At 73.8% G+C, this 11,779-nt stretch carries 8 protein-coding genes, 2 tRNA genes, 1 pseudogene and 1 riboswitch; of the genes and pseudogenes, 5 read left to right on the top strand and 6 right to left on the bottom strand.

What is annotated here, in order from left to right:
* Positions 1–1,782, bottom strand: a 1,782-nt coding sequence (locus KUM38_RS39190) for an asparagine synthase-related protein (protein ID WP_217136913.1), incomplete at its 3' end; no start/stop codon positions are given.
* A 717-nt stretch (positions 1,783–2,499) separates the two neighbouring features.
* On the opposite strand from KUM38_RS39190, the gene KUM38_RS39185 reads away from it, so the two are divergent.
* From KUM38_RS39185 to KUM38_RS39170, 4 genes are all read left to right on the top strand, one after another.
* Positions 2,500–3,924 (top strand): MFS transporter, encoded by a 1,425-nt coding sequence (locus KUM38_RS39185; RefSeq protein WP_217136912.1) that lies wholly within the window; start codon positions 2,500–2,502, stop codon positions 3,922–3,924.
* Between the two features lie 138 nt (positions 3,925–4,062).
* A complete protein-coding gene (gene lhgO / locus KUM38_RS39180; protein WP_217136911.1) occupies positions 4,063–5,286 on the top strand; it encodes an L-2-hydroxyglutarate oxidase in 1,224 nt (407 codons plus the stop codon).
* Positions 5,287–5,331: 45 nt separating this feature from the next.
* Entirely contained in the window at positions 5,332–6,168 is an 837-nt protein-coding gene (trmB, locus tag KUM38_RS39175) for a tRNA (guanosine(46)-N7)-methyltransferase TrmB (protein ID WP_217136910.1), read from the top strand.
* 29 nt (positions 6,169–6,197) lie between these two features.
* A complete protein-coding gene (locus KUM38_RS39170; RefSeq protein WP_217136909.1) occupies positions 6,198–7,571 on the top strand; it encodes a PrsW family intramembrane metalloprotease in 1,374 nt (457 codons plus the stop codon).
* Positions 7,572–7,659: 88 nt separating this feature from the next.
* Here KUM38_RS39170 and KUM38_RS39165 read toward each other — a convergent pair whose 3' ends face one another.
* The 3 genes from KUM38_RS39165 to KUM38_RS39155 all read right to left on the bottom strand — a co-directional run bounded on the left by KUM38_RS39165 (position 7,660) and on the right by KUM38_RS39155 (position 10,427).
* Complete coding sequence (locus tag KUM38_RS39165) at positions 7,660–8,679, bottom strand: M23 family metallopeptidase (RefSeq protein WP_217136908.1); 1,020 nt, start codon at positions 8,677–8,679, stop codon at positions 7,660–7,662.
* 12 nt (positions 8,680–8,691) lie between these two features.
* A riboswitch (cyclic di-AMP (ydaO/yuaA leader) is annotated at positions 8,692–8,849 on the bottom strand.
* Positions 8,850–9,156: 307 nt separating this feature from the next.
* A tRNA-Met gene (locus tag KUM38_RS39160) sits at positions 9,157–9,230 on the bottom strand.
* 63 nt (positions 9,231–9,293) lie between these two features.
* A complete protein-coding gene (locus KUM38_RS39155) occupies positions 9,294–10,427 on the bottom strand; it encodes a dihydrofolate reductase family protein (protein ID WP_217136907.1) in 1,134 nt (377 codons plus the stop codon).
* Positions 10,428–10,949: 522 nt separating this feature from the next.
* Between KUM38_RS39155 and KUM38_RS39150 the strand changes: the two genes are divergently transcribed.
* Entirely contained in the window at positions 10,950–11,222 is a 273-nt protein-coding gene (locus KUM38_RS39150) for a DUF3040 domain-containing protein (RefSeq protein WP_217136906.1), read from the top strand.
* A gap of 78 nt (positions 11,223–11,300) precedes the next feature.
* Here KUM38_RS39150 and KUM38_RS39145 read toward each other — a convergent pair.
* Both KUM38_RS39145 and KUM38_RS42655 read right to left on the bottom strand, forming a co-directional pair.
* Positions 11,301–11,373, bottom strand: a tRNA-Lys gene (locus KUM38_RS39145).
* A gap of 153 nt (positions 11,374–11,526) precedes the next feature.
* Positions 11,527–11,779, bottom strand: a pseudogene (locus KUM38_RS42655) (RNA helicase); the annotation flags it as partial.

Genomic DNA, 11,779 nt, shown 5'->3' with positions numbered 1-11,779 from the left:
CGCCGGCAGCTCCCGCACCCCCGCCCCCTCCAGCACCGACCGCAGGATCGACGCCCGCGCCCCCGGCTGCACCCGCAGCGCCTCCGGCAGCGCCCGGCACGCCCGCACGACCTGGTTGTCGAGGAACGGCGCGTGCAGCCGCTGGGACCGGATCTCGGCCGCCTGCTCCAGCACCCGCAGGTCCGCCGCGTGCCGGGCCAGTGCCGCCCGCGCCCGGAAGTCACCGGGCCGCTGCCCCGGCCCCACCTCGGACCGCCGCGTCGACGCCTGCAGACGAACCGATACTTCAGCCAACGCCTCACCCGTCAGCCAGCGCGCCGCCGGCCCGGGTCTCCCCCAGGTCAGCGCGGCCAGCGAGGCATCCGCCGCGCCCCCGGGCCCGTCATCGTCCAGCCGCCGCTGCAGCAGCCGCTCCGCGAGCGACTCCAGCCCCACCCGGTACGGCGTACGCGCCAGCCGGCGCGCGGCCGCGTACACGCGCGCGGGAACCATCACGGACCCGTCCGCCTTGGCCAGTGCGGCGACCGGCCGCACCAGGTGCCGCCGCTTGCGGTCCATCAGCAGATCGGCCAGCCGCGCCGGATGCGCGTCCAGCACCTGCTTCGCCCCGTACCCGGTGAAGTGGTCCGCGCTGCCCGCCGCCAGCCGCGCCCGGTGCCGCGCGGCCGACACCAGCGAGGGCCCGGGCTCGTCCGTCAGCGGCCCGTCCAGATCGACGTACGGAAGTGTCGACTCCGCACCGGTCACCACCACGTGGTGCAGCCGCGGATTGGCGGCCAGCACCCCCGCCCGCTCCAGCTCGGCGTCGTCCCGCCCGCCGCCGGACCCGCCCGCGAGGTCGTTGAAGGTGACGGCCAGCAGCCGCTCCCCCGCCCCCGTCCCGTGCCCCAGCACGGTCCCCGGCATCCCGGGCAGCCCCGCGGCCAGCAGCGCCAGCGCCCCGGACGCCGGCCCGCCGGACAGGTCGGCCCCGATCCCCGGCACGGGCGTGCCCCGGGCCGCCCGCCGCTCGGCGGGCCCCATCCCGGGCACGGGTCCGGGATCGATACCGGCGCCGGGAACGTGCCGGGGCGCGGACAGCCGCGTCCGTACGGCCTCGACCAGCGCGTCCCGCACGGCGTCCACCGCGTGGCCGGGGTCGGCCGGCGGCGCGGCGACGGCGAGCGAGGCGACGGGTTCGTACCCGGCGATCTCGCGCGCCCCGGCGCGCAGGATCAGCGCATGCCCCGGCGGAATGCGCTTCACGCCGTCGTACGGGGTGGAGTCGTGGAGCGCGGCCGGCACGTCGGGGGCGGCGAGCAGCGCGGCGAGGTGCCCGAAGTCGAGGTTGGCCTCGATGAGGTCGGCGAGCGGCAGCGCGGCGGTCGCGTACGCCGTACCGCCCGCCCACGGGGTGTGGAAGACCGGCCGGGCGCCGGCGAGGTCACCGCACACCGTGACCCGGCGCCCCACCTGCACCACCGCCGTGTAGCTTCCCGGCCAGGCGGTCAGGTGCCGCAGCGCCCCGCCCCGTGCGGCGAACAGCGCGACGCGCAGTTGCTCGTCGGAGGCCCCGCACGTGCCGAGGACGGCGATCCGGGTCTGCTCGTCGGCCTTGACCACCCGTACCTCGTCGGGGCGCCAGTCGCCGACCGCCCAGAGCGGGTCGGGGTCACCCCACAGCAGCTGGGATCCCACGGGGTGCACGGTCTCGCCGTCCACTCCGGTGGCGCCGGCGGAGCCGGTGGGGCCGAAACCCACGGCTCCCGCGGCGGTGCTGCTCCATCCCACCAACCACCGCATCGCCGCCTCCACAGACTGTGGACAACCAGTGCACCGTACGAACCGGTTCCCCATGCTGCCATGAAGGAGGCGCTCAGGAGGGGTGCCGGAGCCGTATGCGCTCCGGCGAACGCGCCCCGGCGGAGACACTCGCCCCGCTCCGAACAGGCGCCCGCCACAGAGGAGTCACCGTACCGGTGCCACGCAGTCGCCCACGCCATCACGACGCGAATGCGCCCCCATCGCGCGCCCCCTCAACCCCCAACGCGCCGTCAACTACCAGGGTAGAAGCGGTGATACACCCGAAAGAGCGAGGTCGACTTTCGGCCAAATCGAAGCGGTGAGATCCGTCTCGAACACGCTCCGTACAGGCTCTGCGCACCGCTGGGCGGTCGTGCGGTCCGGGAGGCGGAGCACGCCTCCCGGACCGTTCCGCCGCCCGCGGGGATGAAGGCGGCGGTGTCCCCCAGCCCACTGGATCCAGTACAGCGGGCCGACCCACGCGCCACCCATGGAACCGCTCCCGCGATGGCCGGAGAAGAGCGCACGCACAGGCGCACGGCCACACACCGGGAGCGCGCCGCAACTGCGCGTATCGGACCCGTACTTCAGTACGGACCACAATCCCGCCATCCGGAAGAATGCCCCTTAACGCTTGGGATGCGGCGAACTACGCTGGGTTTACGAATGCCGCGTGGTTATGCCAGCGCGGCAGCCGTCTGTGTCGAGGGGTGGCTCATGTCCAGGGAGCAACGCGGGCCGAACGAAAAGCTCGGCGCCGTCCTCGCCCTCGCGGGAATCTCCAACGCAGGCCTCGCGCGACGCGTCAACGACCTCGGCGCCCAGCGGGGACTGACGCTTCGCTACGACAAGACGTCGGTGGCGCGCTGGGTGTCGAAGGGCATGGTGCCGCAGGGTGCGGCTCCGCACCTGATCGCCGCCGCCATCGGCCAGAAGCTGGGCCGGCCCGTGCCGCTCCACGAGATCGGCCTGGCGGACGCGGACCCCGCACCCGAGGTGGGCCTCGCCTTCCCCCGTGACGTCGGGCAGGCGGTGCGCTCCGCCACGGAGCTGTACCGGCTGGACCTCGCCGGCCGCAGAGCCGGCTCCGGCGGCATCTGGCAGTCGCTCGCCGGATCGTTCGCGGTGAGCGCGTACGCGACGCCCGCCTCGCGCTGGCTGATAACCCCGGCCGACAGTTCGGTGGCGCGTGAGGCGAACCCCGCCGACGGCTCCGGCGCACCGGCCAAAGTCGGCCACAGCGATGTGCGCAAACTGCGGGAGGCCGCCGAGGACGCCCGCCGCTGGGACTCCAAGTACGGCGGAGGGGACTGGCGTTCGTCGATGGTCCCCGAATGCCTCCGGGTCGAGGCGGCCCCGCTGCTGCTCGGCTCCTACTCCGACGACGTCGGCCGCTCCCTCTTCGGCGCGGCGGCCGAACTCACCCGCCTGGCGGGCTGGATGGCCTTCGACACCGGCCAGCAGGAGGCCGCCCAGCGCTACTACATCCAGGCCCTGCGCCTGGCCCGCGCGGCGGCCGACGTCCCCCTGGGCGGCTACGTACTCGCCTCGATGTCGCTGCAGGCGACCTACCGCGGCTTCGGCGACGAGGGCGTCGACCTCGCCCAGGCCGCGCTGGAGCGCAACCGGGGCCTGGCCACCGCCCGCACCCTGAGCTTCTTCCGCCTCGTCGAGGCACGCGCGCACGCCCGCGCGGGGGACGCCCAGGCGGCCGGGGCCGCCCTGAAGTCGGCGGAGAGCTGGCTGGAGCGTTCCCGCCCCGGCGACAGCGACCCGACCTGGCTCGGCTTCTACTCCTACGACCGTTTCGCCGCCGACGCCGCCGAGTGCTACCGCGACCTGAAGGCGCCCCGCCAGGTCCGCCGCTTCACCGAACAGGCGCTGTCCAGCCCGACGGAGGAGTTCGTGCGCTCGCACGGACTGCGGCTCGTCGTCTCGGCGGTCGCCGAACTGGAGTCGGGCAACCTGGACGCGGCCTGCGAGCAGGGAGTCCGCGCGGTGGAGGTCGCGGGCCGCATCTCGTCCGCCCGCACCACCGAGTACGTCAAGGACCTCCTGCACCGTCTGGAGCCCTACGGCGACGAACCCCGCGTGGTCGAACTGCGCGAACGCGCCCGCCCGCTGCTGATGACGACGGCCTGACCCGGCCCGCACGACGGCCTGACCCGGCCCGCACCACGCACCACGGCCTGACCCGAATCGCACCCCGGGGCGCCTCCCGGGTTTGAAGGCGTTGTCAGTGGCGCAGTGCACTATCGGACGCGGGAGGTGGTGCGGGTGATGACCGGGCGGTCGTACGACTGCGACGTGCTGGTGATCGGCGGCGGGATCGTCGGCCTGTCGACGGCGTACGCGCTCACGCGTGCGGCGCCGGGCACACGGGTCACGGTGCTGGAGAAGGAGCCCGGCCCCGCCCGGCACCAGACGGGCCGCAACAGCGGCGTCATCCACAGCGGCGTCTACTACCGCCCCGGCTCGCTGAAGGCCCGGTACGCGGTGTCGGGCGCCGCGGAGATGGTCGAGTTCTGCGCGGAGCACGACATCCCGCACGCCGTGACGGGCAAGCTGATCGTCGCCACGGCCCGCGAGGAGCTGCCCCGGCTGCACGCCCTGGTCCAGCGCGGCCGGGAGAACGGCATCGCGGTCCGCGAGCTGTGCGGCGCGCAGATCGCGGAGTACGAGCCGGAGGTCGACGGACTGGCCGCCATCCACGTCGGCACCACCGGCGTCTGCGACTTCACCGCGGTCACCCGCAGGCTCGCCCAGGGCGCGCGGGAGGCGGGTGCGGAGATCCGCTACGGAGCCCGGGTGACACGCGTCGACCGCCGCCCCGACCGGGGAGTCGCCGTCCTGACGGACGGCGGTGACGTCGTACGCGGCCGGGTGCTGGTGAACTGCGCGGGTCTGCACTGCGACGAGATCGCCCGTCGCACCGGCGACGAGCCCGGCGCCCGCATCGTGCCGTTCCGCGGCGAGTACTACGAGCTGGCCCGGCCGGAACTGGTGCGCGGCCTGGTCTACCCGGTGCCCGACCCGGCGTTCCCCTTCCTCGGCGTCCACCTCACCCGGGGCGTCGACGGCGGCGTCCACGTCGGTCCCAACGCGGTACCGGCGCTGGCCCGCGAGGGCTACGACTGGCGCACGGTGCGTCCGCGCGAGCTGGCGGCGACCCTGTCCTGGCCGGGCTCCTGGCACCTGGCCCGCCGCCACTGGCGGTACGGCACCGGCGAGCTGCACCGCTCGCTGTCCAAGGAGGCCTTCACCCGCGCCGTACGCCGCCTCCTGCCCGCCGTGCGGGAGGACGACCTGGTGCCCGCGGCGGCCGGGGTGCGGGCCCAGGCGGTGCTGCGGGACGGCACCCTGGCCGACGACTTCCTGATCCAGGAGACCGCCCGCGCGGTCCACGTGCTGAACGCCCCCTCACCGGCGGCGACGGCGTCCCTGCCGATCGGCCGCGAGGTCGCGCGGCGGTCCCTGGCGGCACTGGAGAGAGCGGGACGCTGAGGGCACGGCGGCCGTTTCCCGTGCCCCCGTAAAATCGACAGCACTGTGTCTGACTCCGTGAACGTTTCCGAAGCCCCGCACCCGACGCACACACCCGGTGTGCCGATCCGCCCTGCCCGGGCCAAGGGGGAGCCCCGGTTCCCGGACGGGCCGAAGGCCGATCCCGCCGGATCGCACTTCGAGCGGCGGATCCGGAGCTTCCAGCCGCGGCGCAGCCGGGTGACCGCCGGGCAGGCGGACGCCCTGCAGCGGCTGTGGCCCGCCTGGGGCTTCGACATCGACGGCAGCCGGCGGCTCGACCTCGCGGAGTTCTTCGGCGACGAGCACCCCGTCGTCCTGGAGATCGGCTTCGGCATGGGCGAGGCGACCGCGCGGATGGCCGCCGCCGACCCGGCCACCAACATCCTCGCCGTGGACGTCCACACGCCCGGCCAGGGCAATCTGCTCAACCTCGCCGACCGGCTCGGGCTGACCAACGTACGGGTCGGCAACGGTGACGCGATCATCCTGCTGCGCGAGATGCTCGCCCCCGGCTCCCTCGGCGGGCTGCGCGTCTACTTCCCCGACCCCTGGCCGAAGAAGCGGCACCACAAGCGGCGGCTGATCCAGCCGGAGTTCCTCACCCTCGCCGCGAGCCGCCTCGCACCGGGGGCCGTGCTGCACTGCGCCACCGACTGGGAGCCGTACGCGGAGCAGATGCTCCAGGTGCTCACCGCGCACCCCGGCTTCGAGAACACGCGGCCGGACGGCGGTTTCGCGCCGCGTCCCGCCTTCCGGCCGCTCACCCGTTTCGAGGCGCAGGGACTGGAGAAGGGTCATGTCGTGAACGACGTGCTCTTCCGCCGCGTACCGCAGGACGAGCAGGCAGCAGACCGAGCCTGATACAGCCCCGCCTCGTTAGGGTCGATCCCGTGGCCACCAGCCCTCCGTGCCCGACGCCTCCCGGCGCAGCCCCCGGTGGAGTGCCGCGGCACGCGCACTGGTGGCAGCGGCCCTGGGTGCGGTACGGCGCGCTGATCACGCTGCTCGCGCTGTCCGGGCTGGTCATCCTGGCGCTGGTGCGCGAGCAGACCGGGACGCGAGGGTTCCTGGTCGGGCTCGGCCTCGCCGTCCTGCCCGTGCCGCTGCTCGTCGCCGCCTTCCGGTGGCTGGACCGGGTCGAGCCGGGACCCTGGCGGAACCTGCTGTTCTCCTTCGCCTGGGGTGCCTGTGCGGCGGCGCTGATGGCGATCGTCGCGAACAGCTTCGCCACCCGGTGGATAGCGACGGCGACCGCCGACCCGACCGGCGCCGACACCCTGGGCTCGACCGTCATAGCGCCGGTGGTGGAGGAGTCCGCGAAGGCCGCGGCCGTCCTGCTGGTGTTCCTGTTCCGCAGACGCGACTTCACCGGGATCCTCGACGGCGTGGTGATAGCCGGGGTCACCGCCACCGGCTTCGCGTTCACCGAGAACATCCTCTACCTCGGCACCGCCTTCGGCACCGACCAGCTCACCGGCGAGAGCGGCATCGCCTCGGTCACCGCGGCGACCTTCTTCGTCCGCATCGTGATGTCGCCGTTCGCGCATCCCCTGTTCACCGTGCTCACCGGGATCGGCTTCGGTGTCGCCGCGCTGTCCGCGGACCGGCAGCGGGTCCGGCGCGTGCTGCTGCCGCTCGGCGGGCTGCTCCTCGCGATGGGCGTGCACGCGCTGTGGAACGGCTCCTCGACGCTCGGCCCGTACGGCTTCCTCGTGGTGTACGCGGTGTTCATGGTGCCGGTGTTCGGGCTGCTGACCTGGCTGGTGGTGTGGACGCGGCAGCGGGAGCTGCGGACCGTGCGGGAGGAACTGCCCGCGTACGTGGCCGCCGGGTGGCTCGACGCGGCGGAGCCGTTCGCGCTGGGCTCGATGCGGGCGCGGCGCGTCGCCCGGCGGTACGCGCGCCGCTGCGGCGGGAGGGCGGCGGCGCGGTCGGTCGCCGCGTACGAGGCGTACGCGACGTCGCTGGCGTTCCTGCGGCACCGGGGGCGGCTCGGGCGGGCGGGGCTGGACTTCGTCACCCGGGAACGTGAGCTGCTGCTGGAGCTGTGGCACCGACGGGCAGCGGCCCGGCCGGCCCTGGAGCACGCGGCCCGCGCCACCGCGCCCCGGGTTCCGGTCACCGCGGCGCCGTGGGCGGTGTACGGCGGATACAGCGGCTATGACGGATACAGCGGCTACGGCGGCTATGGGCATCCGCCGTACGGACAGCCGCCGTACGGGTACCCGTACGGCGCGTACGATCCGAACGCCCACCGGCCCTGACGGGTCCGCACCGCCCCGGAGAACACCTGACCGGCAGCCCTGACGTCGTCGGGACTGCCGGGGTCCAGGGCGTGGGAAGCCGGGTCGCTCAGACGGTGAGGCCCTTGCTCTGCAGCCAGGCCAGCGGGTCGATGCCCGAGGCGGAGCCACCGGTGTGGACCTCCAGGTGGAGGTGGGCCCCGGTGGAGTTGCCGGTGGAGCCGACGCGGCCGATCACATCGCCGGTGTTGACCTTCTGGCCGACGCTGACGCTGATGGAGGACTGGTGGGCGTACCAGATCTCGGTGCCGTCGTCGAGCGTGAGCACGGTCTTGTAGCCGTAGGAGCCGTCATAGCCGGCGGAGGTGATCGTGCCGGTGTGGACCGCCTTGATCAGCGTGCCCGTGGGGGCGGCGAAGTCGAGGCCGGTGTGCTGGCCGGAGGACCAGTAGGCGCCGGCCTGCCCGAAGGTGGAGGTGATGGTGTACGAGGAGGTCGGCAGCGCGTACTGCTTGGCCAGCTCGGCGAGGCGCTCGGCCTCGGCCTTCTTCCTGGCCTCCTCCTCCGCCTTCTTCTTGGCGGCCTCGGCCTTGGCCTTGGCCTCCTTCTCCGCCTTGGCGGCGGCCTCGGCGGCCGCCTTCTCGGCGGCGGCGACGGCCTCCGCCTCGGCCTTGCTCTCGGCCTGGGCCTGCTGCTGCTCGACCTGCGCCATGATCCGGGTGCGCAGCGCCTCACCGGCGTCGGCGGCGCCCTGCTCGGTGTCGGCGGCGGTCATGCCGAGGGTGCTGAGGGGGGTGGCCGATCCCTCGGGGGTTTCCTCGTCGGGGATGAGGGAACCCACGTTGGGGAGGTCGGGCATGGAGATCGAGACCGGGGGCTTGCCGGTCTGGGCGCTGGCCATGCCGCCGGCGCCGACGGCCGCGATGACCCCGACGCCCAGGACGGTGGAGCTGCGGGCGAGTCCTCCGCCGCGCTGCTTGGAGACGCGATGCCGGCCACGTACGGGGCGAACGGACTCCGCGGTGGGGTTCCACTCCTCGAAGGGGCCCTCGTCGGTGCGGCCGGCGCCGTAGGCGAAGGTGTCGCTCGGCTTGAACGGGGCCTCGGGGGCAGGCGGGTTGGACGCCACGTGGGCGCGCTCCTTTCCTTCCGTCTTCGCCTACCGGGTTAGCTGACGGGTTCGGAGCGGGAAGGTCTCCTACGCGCGTATACGCGCCGTGTCTCCACGGCGGTATCCACGCGATTCACCCCATGGTGGTGGTTCCCCGGTTCCCTCGCGGGATTCGGCGCGTGCGCACGGAGCCGACTTCTGTGACGGCTGGGACGACCGCGCTGCGTTATCGAACGTTAATAGACGCGAGGGCCTGATTCCAAGCTGTTCCTCTTGATCGTTAACGATTTCCGGGTGGACTTAAGTGCCATGGGCGGTCAAAAACGGGCGAGTTGACCGCGCTTCAGGCCGCCTCGGGCGGCGGATGGTTTCTGACCGTACGTCAGTTGTTATGCGCTGCGAGGTGGAGTGCTCACGCTGAGTGAGAGTGAGGAGTGGGGGAGGAACAAAAACACCGAGGGCCGGAATCCTTGGATTCCGGCCCTCGGCCTTCAGTAGCGGGGACAGGATTTGAACCTGCGACCTCTGGGTTATGAGCCCAGCGAGCTACCGAGCTGCTCCACCCCGCGTCGTTGAAACCAGTGTACGCCATCCGCGGGACACGGCGCACACCCATTACCGGCGCCCTGGTTTCAGCGGCCGAGCAGATGTCCGTTCGGCGCCTTGGCGCGGTCCTCGTGCTCCGGCAGGACGACGACGGTGGCGCCCCCGGCCGCCAGTACCGCGCTGCCGTCGGCGCCCGCCACGAACGTGTCCGGCTCGCGCCAGGCCGTGACCACCCGCCGCACCCCCGCGTCCAGGACCAGCCGGGCACAGGGCGCGGGGCGGGACGCGCGGCGGGCGCAGGGCTCCAGGCTGGAGTACACGGTGGCGCCGGCGAGCCGGGGGTCCGTGGGATCGGTCTTGGCGAGCGCGGCCTCCTCCGCGTGCACCACCGGGTCGGTGCCCTCCCGGGAGTGGCCGCGCGCCAGCTCCGTACCGTCGGCGGCCACCACGACCGCGCCCACGCTGAACGCCGTCTCCGAGGGCGGGCACTCGGCGGCCAGCTCGCAGGCGAGGGCCAGCCAGTGGTGGTCGGCGGCGGAGGGCAGCGGGCCGGTGCCGGGGGCGGTGGGCTCGTAGCGCATCAGGACGACGTCGCCGATCGGGCGGCTCTCGACCAGCCGCAGCCGGCCGCCCTGGTAGGAGCCGGGGCCGAAGAGGCGGGGGGCCTCGACGTCGCCGACGAACAGCGGGGCGAGGACCAGCTGGAGCTCGTCGGCCAGCCCTTCGGTGAGGAGCTGGGTGTGGATCGTGCCGCCGCCCTCGACCATGAGCCGCCGGACCCCGCGCTCGGCGTGCAGATGCTCCAGCAGCAGCCGCCAGTCGAGCTCGGCGCCGAGCGGGACGACGTCGGCGGCGAGACCGAGGGCGTGGGCACGCCCGGCGCCCTCGTCGGTCGTGTAGAGGACCTTCTCGCCGCCGGTGTGCCAGAACCGGGCCGCCGGGTCCAGGTCGCCGGAGCCGCTGACGGTGACCTTGAGCGGGTACTCGGCTCGGCCCCCGGCGACGCGGGCGGCGCGCCGCTCGGGCGAGTTGACCAGCAGTCGGGGGTTGTCGGCGCGGATCGTGCCGGCGCCGACCAGGATGGCGTCCACGGACGCCCGTACCTCGTCGACCCGGTCGAAGTCGGCCGGACCGGACAGCAGCAGCCGCTCGGGGCCGGTGTCGTCCAGGTAGCCGTCGAGGGAGACGGCGGCGGACAGCAGGACGTACGGGTGGGGCATCGGTTCCTACTCCCGGGAGGGCGGACGGGCCTGTGGGGGTCCAGTCTGACAACAGGCGCGGGCGCTGCTCGTGGCGCGCTCGCCCTCCCGCCGGTCCGGCACGGTGGGGAACGGGATGATCAGCTCGGCGCTCTCGCCGCGCCCGCCGGCCGCCGGACGGTGTCCGGGGGCGGAGCGGGTCCGTCGTCGTGATCGCGCGCACCGGGTGCCGCAGCGGGGCGAGCCCCGCGCCATCGGTGACAGCCCCCATTTTCCCCCGGAACCGCGGCCGGCCGGGCGGCCCGGGTACGCACCGGAACCCGGGCGGGATGGGGCCCTCGGCGGATGGCCGCGGCCGGTGGCGGTGGGTGACGCTGGAGTCTGCCGTACCGGGCGGGTGACGACGTCGGCAGAAGGGCAAACTCCTTTGTACCGAGCCGAGTTCGCGGCAGGCCGACGGTTCGCCCTCTTGCGCCCCGGTGTCACGGGGCGATGACCGTCGGCGGTGTCACCGGGCGGCCGCCCCCCTGGGAAGGAGGAGCCGTGCCCCAGTCCGACGACGAGCGCCTGGTCGATCTCGCGGCCCGTCTCGAACACGAGGACCCCCGTTTCGTCCGCTCACTCTCCGAAGGCCGTCCGGCCCGCCCCCGCGAGTACCGGCGCACGGGCGCCTGGTGCGCGCTGGCCGTCGGGGTGACCATGCTCGCCGCGGGCATCGTCGTCCCCGACGGCCTCCTCATCGCGGCGGGCCTGGTCCTCACCGGGGTCGCCGTGCAGCTCCTCGACCCGAACCGGGACGAGCGCCCCGTGAAATGACGCGGCGCCCGAGCCGGCCGAAGCCGATTCGAGCGCCGCGCAGCAGGTCAGAGGCGGTGTGCCGCTGCCTGCGAGAGGTAGGCCCTGTGGGACTCGAACCCACAACCAATGGATTAAAAGTCCACTGCTCTGCCAATTGAGCTAAGGGCCCCTGGCGATGTTGCCTACCCGAGCATAGCCGGACGTGGCCGGGACTCCGATCGGGTATCGCCGAGGCGGGTCCGGACGTGTCCCGCGCGGAACGCGGGAGGGCCCGCACGACGGGTGTCGTGCGGGCCCTTCGGGTCGGCCGGGTGAGGCCGTGTCAGCCGTTGCGCTTCCAGCGCGGCTTGTCGTCGCGGCGGCCGAAGGAGCCGCCGCCGCGGTGGTCGTCACGACGGCCGTACGGGCGGTCGTGGGAGCCGGAGTGGGAGCCGGAGTGGAAGCCGGGGCGGTCGCCCTGGCGGTCGCGGTTGAACGGACGGTCGCTGCCGCGGTGGCCGCCGCGGTCGTCACGGCGGAAGCCGCCGCGCTCACCGCGGTCACGGTCACGGTTGAAGCCACCGCGGTCGTCACGG

Origin of the sequence: Streptomyces sp. AC558_RSS880, from assembly GCF_019049255.1 — a bacterium.
GTDB lineage: Bacteria > Actinomycetota > Actinomycetes > Streptomycetales > Streptomycetaceae > Streptomyces.
The sequence above is the reverse complement of the archived record's forward strand: the minus strand, read 5'-3'. Positions and strand labels throughout refer to the sequence as shown.